This window comes from Streptomyces afghaniensis (genome assembly GCF_044327915.1).
In the GTDB taxonomy this organism is placed as follows: domain Bacteria; phylum Actinomycetota; class Actinomycetes; order Streptomycetales; family Streptomycetaceae; genus Streptomyces; species Streptomyces afghaniensis.
In genome coordinates this window covers 436,965-450,087 of sequence record NZ_JBIRGJ010000007.1, presented here as the reverse complement: position 1 = coordinate 450,087, position 13,123 = coordinate 436,965, and the positions used below count along the sequence as shown (strand labels likewise).

Annotated in this window: 13 protein-coding genes; 7 read left to right on the top strand and 6 right to left on the bottom strand. The window is 70.7% G+C overall.

What is annotated here, in order from left to right; translation table 11 throughout:
* Positions 1-191 precede the first annotated feature (191 nt).
* The 4 genes from ACH4G3_RS27835 to ACH4G3_RS27820 all read left to right on the top strand — a co-directional run bounded on the left by ACH4G3_RS27835 (position 192) and on the right by ACH4G3_RS27820 (position 4,036).
* A complete protein-coding gene (locus ACH4G3_RS27835; RefSeq protein WP_397627077.1) occupies positions 192-968 on the top strand; it encodes a lysophospholipid acyltransferase family protein in 777 nt (258 codons plus the stop codon).
* Positions 969-1,041: 73 nt separating this feature from the next.
* Positions 1,042-2,268, top strand: coding sequence for a MacS family sensor histidine kinase (gene macS, locus ACH4G3_RS27830; RefSeq protein ID WP_397627076.1), 1,227 nt, complete (start codon positions 1,042-1,044; stop codon positions 2,266-2,268).
* Positions 2,265-2,954, top strand: coding sequence for a response regulator (locus ACH4G3_RS27825; protein WP_397627075.1), 690 nt, complete (start codon positions 2,265-2,267; stop codon positions 2,952-2,954). Before macS ends, ACH4G3_RS27825 begins: the two co-directional genes overlap by 4 nt.
* A 53-nt stretch (positions 2,955-3,007) precedes the next feature.
* Positions 3,008-4,036, top strand: a complete 1,029-nt coding sequence (locus ACH4G3_RS27820; RefSeq protein ID WP_397627074.1) for a 6-phosphofructokinase — start codon at positions 3,008-3,010, stop codon at positions 4,034-4,036.
* A 52-nt stretch (positions 4,037-4,088) separates the two neighbouring features.
* Here ACH4G3_RS27820 and ACH4G3_RS27815 read toward each other — a convergent pair whose 3' ends face one another.
* Both ACH4G3_RS27815 and ACH4G3_RS27810 read right to left on the bottom strand, forming a co-directional pair.
* The gene (locus ACH4G3_RS27815) at positions 4,089-5,975 is read right to left on the bottom strand and encodes an anthranilate synthase family protein (RefSeq protein ID WP_397627073.1); all 1,887 of its coding nucleotides are present in this window, start codon (positions 5,973-5,975) and stop codon (positions 4,089-4,091) included.
* A 116-nt stretch (positions 5,976-6,091) separates the two neighbouring features.
* Positions 6,092-6,148 (bottom strand): trp operon leader peptide, encoded by a 57-nt coding sequence (locus ACH4G3_RS27810; protein WP_082319877.1) that lies wholly within the window; start codon positions 6,146-6,148, stop codon positions 6,092-6,094.
* Between the two features lie 96 nt (positions 6,149-6,244).
* On the opposite strand from ACH4G3_RS27810, the gene ACH4G3_RS27805 reads away from it, so the two are divergent.
* Together ACH4G3_RS27805 and ACH4G3_RS27800 are read left to right on the top strand one after the other, a co-directional pair.
* Positions 6,245-7,597, top strand: a complete 1,353-nt coding sequence (locus ACH4G3_RS27805; RefSeq protein ID WP_397627072.1) for a class II 3-deoxy-7-phosphoheptulonate synthase — start codon at positions 6,245-6,247, stop codon at positions 7,595-7,597.
* A 148-nt stretch (positions 7,598-7,745) separates the two neighbouring features.
* Positions 7,746-7,979: a (2Fe-2S)-binding protein gene (locus ACH4G3_RS27800; protein WP_397627071.1), complete on the top strand. Its 234-nt coding sequence runs from the start codon at positions 7,746-7,748 to the stop codon at positions 7,977-7,979.
* A 5-nt stretch (positions 7,980-7,984) separates the two neighbouring features.
* Here the strand turns inward: ACH4G3_RS27800 and bfr are convergent, their stop codons facing one another.
* Positions 7,985-8,461, bottom strand: coding sequence for a bacterioferritin (gene bfr / locus ACH4G3_RS27795; RefSeq protein WP_020272982.1), 477 nt, complete (start codon positions 8,459-8,461; stop codon positions 7,985-7,987).
* Between the two features lie 176 nt (positions 8,462-8,637).
* Here bfr and ACH4G3_RS27790 point away from each other — a divergent pair, with 176 nt between their 5' ends.
* Positions 8,638-9,288: a sulfite oxidase-like oxidoreductase gene (locus ACH4G3_RS27790; RefSeq protein ID WP_354748935.1), complete on the top strand. Its 651-nt coding sequence runs from the start codon at positions 8,638-8,640 to the stop codon at positions 9,286-9,288.
* Positions 9,289-9,342: 54 nt separating this feature from the next.
* Here ACH4G3_RS27790 and ACH4G3_RS27785 read toward each other — a convergent pair whose 3' ends face one another.
* The 3 genes from ACH4G3_RS27785 to ACH4G3_RS27775 form a co-directional block, all read right to left on the bottom strand.
* Positions 9,343-10,221: a deoxyribonuclease IV gene (locus tag ACH4G3_RS27785; protein WP_397627070.1), complete on the bottom strand. Its 879-nt coding sequence runs from the start codon at positions 10,219-10,221 to the stop codon at positions 9,343-9,345.
* A 59-nt stretch (positions 10,222-10,280) separates the two neighbouring features.
* Positions 10,281-12,218, bottom strand: a complete 1,938-nt coding sequence (gene pknB / locus ACH4G3_RS27780; RefSeq protein ID WP_397627069.1) for a Stk1 family PASTA domain-containing Ser/Thr kinase — start codon at positions 12,216-12,218, stop codon at positions 10,281-10,283.
* A gap of 105 nt (positions 12,219-12,323) precedes the next feature.
* The gene (locus ACH4G3_RS27775) at positions 12,324-13,121 is read right to left on the bottom strand and encodes a thiazole synthase (RefSeq protein WP_397627068.1); all 798 of its coding nucleotides are present in this window, start codon (positions 13,119-13,121) and stop codon (positions 12,324-12,326) included.
* Between the last annotated feature and the right edge of the window lie 2 nt (positions 13,122-13,123).

Below are 13,123 nucleotides of genomic sequence, written 5' to 3'. Positions count from 1 at the left end.
TGGTCGTGAGAAGGGACGGACACGATCACGGATTGTCACGGAACGTCGTGGCAGGTATCGCACGGCGTTCGCGGGACCTTCACCGTACGCGACGGCACTGACACCGACCAGGGCCGTCGGCGCCTTTGACAGCGTGCCGGGTTAAGGTCTGATCGACACATACAGGAGGCACTCGGTTGTTGTACGGCGCGATGAAGGTCGCTGTTGGGGGACCGCTGAAGGTCGCCTTCAGGCCCTGGGTGGAAGGCCTGGAGAACATTCCCGACGAGGGCCCCGCGATCCTGGCGAGCAACCACCTGTCCTTCTCGGACTCGTTCTTCCTGCCCGCGGTCCTGGACCGCAAGGTCACGTTCATCGCGAAGGCCGAGTACTTCACCACGCCCGGGGTTAAGGGCCGGCTGACGGCCGCTTTCTTCAAGGGCGTCGGCCAGCTGCCCGTTGACCGCTCGGGTGCGCGCGGCGCGGGTGAGGCCGCCATCAAGAGCGGCATCGAGGTGCTTGAGCGCGGCGAGCTGTTCGGCATCTACCCGGAGGGGACGCGCTCGCCCGACGGGCGGCTCTACCGCGGCAAGCCGGGCGGCCTCGCGCGCGTGGCGCTCGCGACCGGCGCGCCCGTCATCCCGGTCGCCATGATCGACACGGAGAAGATCCAGCCGCCCGGGAAGGTCATGCCGAAGCTGATGCGCCCCGGCATCCGGATCGGCAAGCCCCTGGACTTCAGCCGCTACCAGGGCATGGAGCACGACCGGTTCGTGCTCCGCGCGGTGACCGACGAGGTCATGTACGAGATCATGAAGCTCTCCGGCCAGGAGTACGTCGACATGTACGCGACGGCCATGAAGAGGCAGCTCGCGGAGGCGGCGAAGGCGGAGAAGGAAGCCGAGAAGGCGGCGAAGGCCGCGCTCGCCCGGGCGGAGAAGGAACAGGCGGAGAAGGAACAGGCGGACAAGGAAAAGCCGGAGCGGTAAGAGCCGGAGCGGTAAGAGCCGGAGAAGAGGCGGACGGAGCCCTGGTCGGGGGCGCGTTTCGGGGGTGGGGGAGATGGCCGGGCGCGAGCGGGTCATGAGGATGTCGGTCGAGCAGCCGCTGTGGCGTGCGCTGACCGCCTACCGGGTGCTCACGATGCTGTACGCGGTCGGCCTGTTCGCGACCGCCTACGACGAGTTCGCCCGGCCCTGGGTCGCCGTCGCCTACTACGTCGTGCTGGCCGTGTGGACCCTGGCCACCCTGCCCCGGGTCGCGAACGCCGCCCGCTGCACCAAGCGGTTCCTCGCCGCGGACCTCACCGTCGCCATCACCGGCATCCTGCTCACGCCCGTCGCCGACGCGTACGAGCGGGTCCAGGCGGGCGGCCCGACGCTGCCGTCGATATGGACCGCCGGTGCCGTCCTCGCCTTCGCCGTCAAGGGCGGCTGGCGCTGGGCGGCCCTCGCCTCCAGCCTCGTGGCCGCCGCCAACCTGATCGAGCGCGGCAGCCCGGCCCGCGACACCGTCCACAACGTCATCCTGGTCTGCATCGCCTCCATCGCCATCGGCTACGTCGTGGAGGTCGCCCGCGCCTCCGAGCGCACCCTCGCCCGCGCCCTGGAGATCGAGGCCGCGACACGCGAGCGGGAGCGTCTCGCCCGGGACATCCACGACAGCGTGCTCCAGGTGCTGGCGATGGTGCAGCGGCGCGGCGCGGTGATCGGCGGCGAGGCGGCCGAGCTGGGCCGGATGGCCGGTGAGCAGGAGGTCGCGCTGCGCACCCTGGTCTCCGGCGGACTGGTGCCCGTCTCCCGGGTCTCGGAGGACGCCGCCGAGGGAGCCGTCGTCCGGGCCGTCGAGGAGCAGCCGGAGGAGAGCGGCCCCGTCGACCTGCGCGCCCTGCTCGCGCCGTACGCCGGAGCCAGGGTCAGCCTCGCCGAGCCCGGCGCGCCCGTGCCGCTGGTGCCGGTCGCCGCCCGGGAGGTGGCCGCAGCCGTCGGGGCGGCGCTGGACAATGTCCGCAAGCACGCCGGGGAGCAGGCGCGCGCGTGGATCCTCGTCGAGGACGAGCCGGACGAGGTGATCGTCACCGTACGGGACGACGGACCCGGCATCCCGGAAGGGCGGCTCGCCCAGGCCGAGGGCGAGGGGCGGCTCGGCGTCGCCCTGTCGATCCGCGGCCGGCTGCGCGACCTCGGCGGCAGCGCGGAGCTGATCTCGGTGCCGGGCCAGGGCACGGAGGTCGAGCTGAAGGTACCGAAGGACGTGACGACCGTACGGGGGAAGGCGGAGCAGCGATGACGGAGAGCACAGCGGACCGGCGGGACGCGATCAGGGTCATGGTGGTCGACGACCACCCCATGTGGCGCGACGCGGTCGCCCGTGACCTGGCCGAGTCGGGCTTCGAGGTGGTCGCCACCGCGGGCGACGGCGAGCAGGCCGTGCGCCGCGCCAAGGCCGCCGCACCCGAGGTCCTCGTGCTCGACCTGAATCTGCCCGGCAAGCCCGGCGTCCAGGTCTGCAAGGAGGTCGTCGCCGCGAACCCCGCGCTGCGCGTCCTGGTGCTGTCCGCGAGCGGTGAGCACGCCGACGTCCTGGAAGCCGTGAAGTCCGGCGCGACCGGCTATCTGCTCAAGTCGGCCTCCACCGAGGAACTCCAGGACGCGGTCCGCCGCACGGCCGTCGGCGACCCCGTCTTCACCCCCGGCCTCGCCGGGCTGGTCCTCGGCGAGTACCGCCGCCTGGCCTCCGAACCCGCCCCCGCTCCCGACACCGACGAACCGAAGGCGCCCCGGCTCACCGACCGCGAGACCGAGGTGCTGCGCCTCGTCGCCAAGGGCCTGAGCTACAAGCAGATCGCCGAGCGCCTGGTCATCTCGCACCGCACGGTGCAGAACCACGTCCAGAACACCCTCGGCAAGCTCCAGTTGCACAACCGCGTGGAGCTGGTCAGGTATGCGATAGAGCGCGGCCTCGACGACGAGTGAGGCGCACGTCACACTGACCCTTCGTCAGGCACCTGCGGCGAAGGGACTGTTCCATGCGCGTCGGAGTACTGACCGGAGGCGGCGACTGCCCCGGCCTCAACGCCGTCATCCGGGCCATCGTCCGCAAGGGCGTGCAGGAGTACGGCTACGACTTCACCGGCTTCCGGGACGGCTGGCGAGGGCCCTTGGAGAACGACACCGTCCGTCTCGACATCCCCGCCGTGCGCGGCATCCTGCCCCGCGGCGGCACCATCCTCGGCTCCTCACGGACCAACCCGCTGAAGGAGCGGGACGGCATCCGCCGGATCAAGGAGAACCTCGCCGGGCTGGAGGTCGAGGCGCTCGTCGTCATCGGCGGCGAGGACACCCTGGGCGTGGCCGCCCGGCTGTCCGGCGAGCACGGCGTGCCCTGTGTGGGCGTGCCGAAGACGATCGACAACGACCTGTCCGCCACCGACTACACCTTCGGTTTCGACACCGCGGTCGGCATCGCCACCGAGGCCATCGACCGGCTGCACACCACCGCCGAGTCCCACATGCGGGTCCTGGTCTGCGAGGTGATGGGCCGGCACGCCGGCTGGATCGCCCTCCACTCGGGTCTGGCCGGCGGAGCGAACGTCATCCTCATCCCCGAGCAGCGCTTCGACGTCGAGCAGGTGTGCGCCTGGGTGACGTCCCGGTTCCGGGCGTCGTACGCGCCGATCGTGGTCGTCGCGGAGGGGGCCATGCCCAAGGACGGCGACATGGTCCTCAAGGACCAGTCGCTGGACTCCTTCGGGCACGTCCGCCTGTCCGGTGTCGGCGAGTGGCTCGCCAAGGAGATCGAGAAGCGCACGGGCAAGGAGGCCCGCACGACGGTTCTGGGCCATGTCCAGCGCGGAGGCACCCCCAGCGCCTTCGACCGCTGGCTCGCCACCCGTTTCGGGCTGCACGCCATCGACTGCGTCCGCGACGGCGACTTCGGCACGATGGTCGCCCTGCGCGGCACGGACATCGTCCGCGTCCCCCTCGCGGACGCGACGGCCCGCCTGAAGACGGTGGACCCGACGCTGTACGAGGAGGTCGGGGTGTTCTTCGGCTGACCGCCTGTTCCAGGTGCCGGTCGGGGCCGCGCGGCCCCGACCGGCACCCGCGCTACACCGAGGGCGCGCCCGTGCCCCGCAGCTGCCTGACCAGGTCCCGCACGACCGCCGCGCCGTCCAGGGTGAGCACCGACTCCGGGTGGAACTGCACTCCCGCGAACCCGGGCCCCCGCAGCGCGTGCACCTCCCCGTTCGCCGCGCGGCTGACCTCCACGCCGTGCGCGGCCAGCTCCTGACGGGCCCCTTCGTCGCAGTGAGCCACGAAGCTGTTGTAGAAACCGACCGTCTCCGGCCGCCCGAACAGGTCGATCGTCGTCTGCGCCCCCTGGTACGGCACGTCCTTCCGTACGATCTCCAGCCCCAGCTCGGCCGCGATCAGCTCGTGCCCGAGGCAGACGCCGAGCACGCCGTGCGGGTGATCACTGATGACCTCGGAGGTGAGGTTCCGCAGGAGCCGCATCTTGGGATCGGTGAGGTCGGAAGGGTCACCGGGGCCCGGGCCGAGCACGACCGGGCCCTCGTGCGCGAGCACCGCCTCGCGGAGCCCGTCCTCGTCGTACCGCCGGACGGTCACCTCCAGCCCGCCCGACCGCAGCACGTGCGCGAGCATCGCCGTGAAGGTGTCCTCGCCGTCGACGACCAGGGCGTGTCCGGTGAGCTCCCCGGACGGCTCCTGCATCCGCAGCCAGAACGGCGCGAGCGAGGCCCGGCGCCCGTCGAGCGCGGCCCGCACGCGCGGATCGTCGGCCAGTCGCGGCCGTACGGACTCCTCGCGCGGCCGTCCCGGCCGTACGCCCAGTGCCGTCAGCACTCCGGCCGCCTTCGCGTGCGTCTCCGCGACCTCGCCCGCCGGGTCGGACCCGCGCACCAGCGTGGCGCCCACCGGCACCCGCAGCCGGCCGCCGGCGTCGATGTCGGCCGTGCGGATGAGGATGGGGGAGTCCAGTGTCTGGGCACCGACGGACTCTTCCCGCCCACCGCCCGCGTACCGCCCGAGGAGGGCCAGCGCACCGGCGTAGTACCCGCGCCCGCCGACCTCGTGCCGCTCGATGACCCGGCAGGCGTTCTGCACCGGCGAGCCCGTGACGGTCGCCGCGAACATGGTCTCCTTCAGGACGTCCCGCACGTCCAGCGAGGACTTCCCGCGCAGCTCGTACTCGGTGTGCGCGAGGTGCGCCATCTCCTTCAGCCGGGGCCCGACGACGACCCCGCCCATGTCGCCGACGGTGCACATCATCTTGAGCTCCTCGTCGACGACCATCGACAGCTCCTCGATCTCCTTGCCGTCGGCGAGGAAGTCCAGCAGGTGCTCGGGCGTCGGCCCCTCGGCGGGATAGCGGTACGTGCCGCTGATCGGGTTCATGACGACCGTGCCGCCGGACATCCGCACATGCACCTCCGGGCTCGCCCCGACCAGCGTCCGCTCACCGGTGTGCACGACGAACGTCCAGTACGCCCCTCGCTCGCCCTCCAGCAGCCGCCGGAACAGCGCCAGCGCGTCGGCCCGGCCGAACCCGGGGATCTCCCCCTCGTACGTCCGCCGGATGACGAAGTTCGCGCCCTCGCCCCGCCCGATCTCCTCCCGCAGCACGCGCCCGACGATCTCCGCGTACTCCTCGTCACCGACGTCGAAGCCACCGCCCTCGACCCGCACGTCGTGCGCCGGGAGCTGCTCCAGGGCGTCGGCGAGCGGGACGGCGTGGGACTCCGCGGGTGTCAGCACCGACAGCGGCGTGCCGTCGTCGCGGACGTCGAAACCGCGCTCGCGGATCTGCCGGAAGGGGACGAGCGCCAGGCCCTCGTCGGGGAGGTCGGCGAGGCGGTCGTAGGTACTGACCGGGCCGATCAGGACCTCCACGGTCTCGTGATCGTGGCCCGGGGTGCGGCGGCGCAGCAGGGCGAACGGGCGGGGGTCGTCCAGCAAGCCGAGCAAGTTCATGGGTCCGTGCTCCTTCTCAGTAGTACTCAGCGGTACTCAGTCGGAGAGGAACGGACCCCGGGAAACGCCGAAGGCCGCCCCTCGGGCGGCCTTCGCGAAGTCTGTCGTACGCGCAGTCAGTGGGCCGCCGGATGAGCGGTCCACCACCAGGTCTGGATCGAGTGCGCGAACATGGCAGGCACCCTACCCCATGTCCGAGTCGTGTACCCCGTGTCTCAATTGCTGGGCATGGGTCAGGACGCCCGACACGACCCCGTAATGTTGAGGCCGTGACCGTGAACGCTAAGTCCAGCGCGAGTGCTGGCAACACCTGGCGAGACCTGCCCGCGGCGCAGCAGCCCGAGTACCCCGACACCGAGGCTCTGCGCGCAGTCGTTGCGGACCTCGAGTCGTATCCGCCGCTCGTCTTCGCGGGCGAGTGCGACCAGCTGCGCGCCCGGATGGCGGCCGTCGCCAAGGGAGAGGCGTTCCTCCTCCAGGGCGGCGACTGCGCCGAGGCCTTCGACGCGGTGTCCGCGGACCAGATCCGCAACAAGCTCAAGACGCTGCTCCAGATGGGCGCCGTGCTGACGTACGCCGCGTCCGTGCCGGTCGTGAAGGTCGGCCGGATCGCCGGCCAGTACTCCAAGCCGCGCTCCAAGCCGACCGAGACCCGCGACGGCGTGACGCTGCCGACGTACCGGGGCGACTCCGTCAACGGCTTCGACTTCACCGAAGAGGCCCGCGTCCCGGACCCCGAGCGGCTGAAGCGGATGTACCACGCCTCGGCCTCCACGCTGAACCTGGTGCGCGCCTTCACCACCGGCGGTTACGCCGACCTGCGCCAGGTGCACGCCTGGAACCAGGACTTCGTGAAGTCGTCCCCTTCGGGGCAGCGCTACGAGCAGCTGGCGCGCGAGATCGACAACGCGCTGAACTTCATGCACGCCTGCGGGGCGGACCCGGAGGAGTTCAAGACGGTCGAGTTCTACTCCTCGCACGAGGCGCTGCTGCTCGACTACGAGTCCGCCCTGACCCGGGTCGACTCGCGCACCGGGCAGCTGTACGACGTCTCCGCGCACATGGTGTGGATCGGCGAGCGCACCCGGCAGCTGGACCACGCGCACATCGAGTTCGCGTCGAAGATCCGCAACCCCATCGGGATCAAGCTGGGTCCGACGACCACGGCCGAGGACGCGCTGCAGTACATCGAGCGCCTCGACCCGGAGCGTGAGCCGGGCCGGCTGACGTTCATCGTCCGCATGGGCGCCGACAAGGTCCGCGACAAGCTCCCCGAGCTGGTCGAGAAGGTCACCGCCTCGGGCGCCACCGTCGCCTGGGTGACCGACCCGATGCACGGCAACACCTTCGAGGCGGCCTCCGGGCACAAGACCCGCCGCTTCGACGACGTGCTCGACGAGGTCAAGGGCTTCTTCGAGGTCCACAAGGCGCTCGGCACCCACCCGGGCGGCATCCACGTGGAGCTGACCGGCGACGACGTCACCGAGTGCGTGGGCGGCGGCGACGAGATCTTCGTCGACGATCTGCACCAGCGCTACGAGACGGCCTGCGACCCGCGGCTCAACCGCAGCCAGTCGCTGGACCTGGCGTTCCTCGTGGCCGAGATGTACAGGGACCAGTAACGGGTTCGCCTGTTACCCGACATCGACTGGGGCGCGGATCACATACGATCCGCGCCCCAGTCGGCTTTTGCGCATCCGGCCCGGCGGGTAAGGTTAGGTTAGCCTCACCGATCAACGGGGACGGCGCCCTGGAACGACCTGTCGGGAGGTGGACCGCGTGTACGTCTGCAGTTGCTTCGGGATCACCGAGCAGCAGGTCAAGCAGCACGCGGACGGCGGCGCCTGCACACCTCGGCAGATAGCCTCCGCCTGCAAGGCCGGCACGGACTGCGGGTCGTGCGTACGCCGCATCCAGGCGATTCTGGGCAGGGGTGCGTGCCCTCGCCGTGAGATGGCCGACCAGGGCCAGCCGGTGCTCGCGGAGCTGGAAGACGCCGCCTAGAGCCGCTAGCTCGGCTGCTCGATCTGCTGTGCGATGTACAGCGCCTCGCCGATCTTGTCGATGAGCTCCAGCTGTGTGTCCAGGTAGTCGATGTGGTGCTCCTCGTCCTCGAGGATCGACTCGAAGAGGTTCGCGGACGTGATGTCGCCCTTGCTGCGCATCACCTCGATGCCGCGCTTGAGGCGGTCGATCGCCTCGACCTCGACCTGCCGGTCCGCCTGGAACATCTCGGTGACCGTCTGGCCGACCCGGACATGGAAGAGCCGCTGGTAGTTGGGCAGGCCGTCCAGCATGAGGATGCGTTCGGTGATCTTGTCCGCGTGTTTCATCTCGTCGATGGACTCTTCACGCGTGTACTTGGCGAGCTTGGTCCAGCCCTTGTTGTCCTGGATCCGGTAGTGCAGCCAGTACTGGTTGATCGCCGTCAGCTCGCCGGTCAACTGCTCGTTCAGGAATTCGAGTACCTCGGGGTCGCCCTGCATTGCAGAGGCTCCTTCCGCGCGGGGGGAACTGGCAGGTTGCGCCGCATGATTCCACCGGCGACGAAGATCGTCCAGTAAGTCTTCACTTACTAAGTAAGGGCATGCTTAGTTCTTATTGCCCCGTTTTGGGCTTGCCCCGGTCAGGGGCATCACCGGGGGTCTGTCAGGATGGAGTCATGGGTCAGCCGGTGGGACACGAATCGGGAGAAGGGCGCGATCCGGCAGGAGCGACGCAGCCCGGGCTTCCGCCGGGTCAGCGGGTGCAGCGCGGCTGGCCGGTCACGCATTACGGGCCCGTCCCCAAGTTCCGGCCCGAGCGCTGGGAGTTCAGGGTCTTCGGCGCCACGGCGGACGGCGGCAAGCACTGCTGGACCCACGAGGAGTTCACGGCCCTGCCGTACACCACCGTCGTGGCCGATCTGCACTGCGTCACCAAGTTCAGCATGCTGGGCGCCGAGTGGGGCGGTGTCCCCGCGCGCACGATCCTCGACATCGCGCCGCCCGCGGACGACGTCACCCATGTGATGGTGTGGGCCGAGTACGGATTCAGCTCCAACCTCCGGCTGGCCGACTTCGCCTCCGAGCACGTCCTGTTCGCCACCCACAAGGACGGCGAACTGCTCACCGCCGAGCACGGCTTCCCGCTGCGCCTGATCGTGCCCCACCTGTACGCCTGGAAGGGCCCCAAGTGGGTGCGCGGCGTGGAGTACATGACCGCCGACCGGCGCGGCTTCTGGGAGGAGCGGGGCTACCACAACATCGGCGATCCGTGGCAGGAGCAGCGCTACTCGTACCAGGAGGAGCCGGGGGACGGTCCCGACCTCTGAGGCCTCTGGGGCTCTGACGCCACTGGGGTCTTGCCTCCCAGGTCTTCGAGGTCGTCAGCAGTCGCGCAGCTTCTTCAGCCGCTCCACGTCCGCCGCGTGCCCCTCCTTGCCGCCCGGCGTCTCGATGATCAGCGGCACGCCCTCGGTCGCGGGGTGGGTCATCAGGGCCCGGAACGGGTCCTCGCCGATGTGGCCGACGCCGATGTTCTCGTGCCGGTCCTTGTGCGCGCCCACCACGTCCTTGGAGTCGTTGGCGTGGATCAGCTTCAGCCGGCCCTCGCCGACCGTGTCCACCAGCAGGTCCAGCGTCTGGTGCATGCCGGACGGGCCGGTCAGGTCGTGCCCGGCGGCGAAGATGTGGCAGGTGTCCAGGCACACGCCGAGCATCGGATGGGCGTCCAGCGCCTCGAAGTACGGGCCGAAGTCCCACGTCCGTGAGCACAGGGAGGCGCCCTGGCCGGCGGTCGACTCCAGCAGCAGGTACGGGTCGTCGTCGTGGGTCAGCTCGTCGAGCAGCGGCAGCAGATGCTCCCGGACCTGCTTCAGCGCCACCGACCGCTCCCGGCCGCCGGTCGCACTGCCGGTGTGCACGACCACGCCCAGCGCCCCGATCTCCCGTCCGCGGCGCAGCGAGTGCCGCAGCGACTCCACCGACCGCTCCACGGTCGCCTCGGTGTGCGAGCCGAAGTTGATCAGGTAAGGGGCGTGCACGTACGCCGGGATCGACTCGGCCTCGCAGGCGGCGCGGAACGCCTCGTCCTGCTTCGGGTTGCCGGCCGGTGTGGCCCAGCCGCGCGGGTTTGCGACGAAGACCTGGACGGTCTCCGCCTTCAGGTCACGGGCGTAGGTCAGGCCGACGGAGTGGAGCCCACCGGCCACGGGGACGTGGCCGCCCACGGGGTTGCGGGAGGGGCCGGACAGCTGATTGTTCACCCGTTCAGGGTGTCATGCGTCCGGCCCTGCCCCGTCCACGGGCTCCCTGCCCGCATCCGTCACCTGATCTTGATGGTGATCGTCGAGCCCTTGGGCGCGGTCTCCCCGCCCTTCACGGACTGGTCCTTCACCGTGTCGCCGAACAGGCCGAGCAGTCCGCGGTCCTCGTCGACCTGGAACCCGGCGCTCTTCAGCTCACGGGTGGCGTCGTCGACGCTGTCGCCGACCACGTCCGGGACCTCGATCATCTCGGGGCCCTTGGACACCGTCAGCGTCACCGTGTCGCCCTCGGCCGCCCGGCCGCCGGCGTTCGGGCTCTGCTTGGCCACCTGGCCCTTGTCGAACTCGGAGGAGGTGACCCGCTCGGCGGCGACCTTCACCTTGAGACCGGCGTCCGTCAGTTCGGCCCTGGCGTCGGCCAGGTCGTCACCGGTGACGTCAGGGATGTCGATGGGGCTGCCCTTGCTGACGACGAGTGCGACCGCCGAGCCCGCGCGCACCTTCGTGCCGTCCGCCGGCCGCGCGGAGATCACCGAGCCCCTGGGCACGTCCTCGCTGAACTCCCGGGTGACCATGCCCGGCTCCAGCCCGTCCTCCTGCAGCAGGGACCGCGCCTTGTCCAGCCGCTGCCCCTCCAGGGCGGGCACCCGCACGTTCTCGGGGCCGTCGGAGACGGTGAAGGACACCGAGTCGTTGAGGCGGATGCGGGCGCCCGGCTCAGGGTCGGTGCCGATGATCGTGCCGCGCTTGACGGTGTCGCTGTAGGCGTGGCTGACCTTGCCGACCTCGAGCCCGGCGTCGTCCAGCCGGGCCCGGGCCTGCTCTTCGGTCTTCGACAGCAGCGGGGGGACCTCGGTGAACTGGCCCGAGTTGATGTACCAGATGCCGGCGCCGAGTCCGAGCACGAGCAGGACGGCGGCGACGATCGCCATCGGGCCGCGCCGTGGCCCCGAGCGGCGCCGGGACGGCGGGGGCGGCGGGGACTCGAAGCGGCTGGTGCGGTTGAGCGCGGCCGCGGAGCCCGCCTCCTCGTCCTCGTTGACGGGCAGCGGGCGCGGCGTGGCCAGCGCACGCGGGATCACGCTCGTACGGTCGTCCGCGTTGACGTGGTCCGCCGCGAGCGCCTGCGGCGGCACCGCGTCCAGCTGCTCCACGGTCAGCCGGCCGCGCCCGTCGCGGACCTGCGCGAGCAGCGCCACCGCGTCGTGCGGGCGGATGTCAGGGGTGCGGGCCGTCGCCGAGGCCACCATCTCGTCCAGCTCGTACGCCAGACCGGGCACGGCGGCCGAGGGCGGCGGGACGTCCTCGTGCAGATGCTTGTAGAGGATCACGGCCGGGGAGTCCCCGTCGTGCGGCTTGTCGCCGGTGAGCATCTCGTACAGCATCACGCCGCACGCGTACACGTCGACGCGGGGGTCGGCGGTGCCGTTCTCTATCTGCTCGGGGGCGAGGTACGAGACCGTGCCGAGGACGGTGCCGGTGGTGTTCGTCACCGTGTCGACGGCCCGTACGAGACCGAAGTCGGCGACCTTGACCCGGCCGTCGTCCCCTATCAGGACGTTCTCCGGCTTCATGTCCCGGTGCACGAACCCGGCGCGGTGCGCGGCGCCCAGCGCGGCCAGCACCGGCTCCAGGATGTCCAGGGCGGCACGCGGCTGGAGGGCCCCGCGCTCGCGCAGCACGTCCCGCAGGGTGCAGCCGGCGACGTACTCCATGGCCAGGTAGACGTACGAGCCGTCGGTGCCCTGGTCGAAGACCTGCACCACGTTCGGGTGCGCCAGCCGGGCCACCGACTTCGCCTCGCGGATGAACCGCTCGACGAACGAGCCGTCCACCGCGAGCGAGGGGTGCATCACCTTGAGCGCGAGGACCCGGTCGAGGCGGGTGTCCACGGCCCGGTAGACCGTGGCCATCCCGCCGACCGCGATCCGCGCGTCAATGCGATACCGGCCGTCGAGCACCTGCCCGACCAAGGGGTCCTGAAGGGTCGTGTCCACGCAGGCGAGTGTACGAGCCATGACTGACAGCTCCATCTCCCCGCCTGTTTTCGGAGCGCGACTGAAGCGGACCTGTGACGTGTGTCCCAACTCTGCTTCTCCCGCTCACCGGAAAGCGGGCCGCTCCGGATCCAGCACGGCGATGCCCTCGGCCGGCGAGGACGCCTCCGCGAAATGCCGCCGCGGAATACGCCCCGCCCGATAAGCCAGCCGCCCCGCCTCCACCGCATGCCGCATCGCGTCGGCCATCAGCACCGGCTCCTGCGCCCGCGTCACCGCCGAGGCGAGCATCACACCCGCGCACCCCAGCTCCATCGCCAACGCCGCGTCCGACGCCGTACCGGCCCCCGCGTCCAGAATCACCGGCACACGCGCGTGCTCGACGATCAGCTGGAAGTTGTGCGGATTGCGGATGCCCAGCCCCGAGCCGATCGGCGAGCCGAGCGGCATGATCGCCGCGCAGCCGACGTCCTCCAGCTTCCGCGCCAGCACGGGATCGTCGTTGGTGTACGGCAGCACCGTGAACCCGTCGTCGACCAGCGTCTCGGCCGCCTCCAGCAGCTCGATCGGATCCGGCAGCAGCGTGCGCTCGTCGGCGATGACCTCCAGCTTGACCAGGTCCGTGCCGAGGGCCTCGCGTGCGAGACGGGCCGTGAGGACGGCCTCACCGGCGGTGAAGCAACCCGCCGTGTTGGGCAGGACGCGGATGCCCAGCTTGTCCAGGACGGACAGCACCGAGCCGTGCACCGAGGCGTTCACCCGGCGCATCGCGACCGTCGTCAGCTCCGTCCCGGACGCCACCAGCGACCGCTCCAGCACGTCGAGGCTGGGGGCCCCGCCCGTACCCATGATCAGGCGGGACGTGAAGGACGTACCACCGAGGACAAACGGATCGTCGGCCATGG

Excerpts from the sequence above, each read along its gene's own strand:
- ACH4G3_RS27835 (WP_397627077.1), top strand. The coding sequence starts at position 192 with ATGAAGGTCGCTGTTGGGGGACCGCTGAAGGTCGCCTTCAGGCCCTGG.
- macS (WP_397627076.1), top strand. The coding sequence starts at position 1,042 with ATGGCCGGGCGCGAGCGGGTCATGAGGATGTCGGTCGAGCAGCCGCTG.
- ACH4G3_RS27825 (WP_397627075.1), top strand. The coding sequence starts at position 2,265 with ATGACGGAGAGCACAGCGGACCGGCGGGACGCGATCAGGGTCATGGTG.
- ACH4G3_RS27820 (WP_397627074.1), top strand. The coding sequence starts at position 3,008 with ATGCGCGTCGGAGTACTGACCGGAGGCGGCGACTGCCCCGGCCTCAAC.
- ACH4G3_RS27815 (WP_397627073.1), bottom strand. The coding sequence starts at position 5,975 with ATGAACTTGCTCGGCTTGCTGGACGACCCCCGCCCGTTCGCCCTGCTG.
- bfr (WP_020272982.1), bottom strand. The coding sequence starts at position 8,461 with ATGCAGGGCGACCCCGAGGTACTCGAATTCCTGAACGAGCAGTTGACC.
- ACH4G3_RS27790 (WP_354748935.1), top strand. The coding sequence starts at position 8,638 with ATGGGTCAGCCGGTGGGACACGAATCGGGAGAAGGGCGCGATCCGGCA.
- ACH4G3_RS27775 (WP_397627068.1), bottom strand. The coding sequence starts at position 13,121 with ATGGCCGACGATCCGTTTGTCCTCGGTGGTACGTCCTTCACGTCCCGC.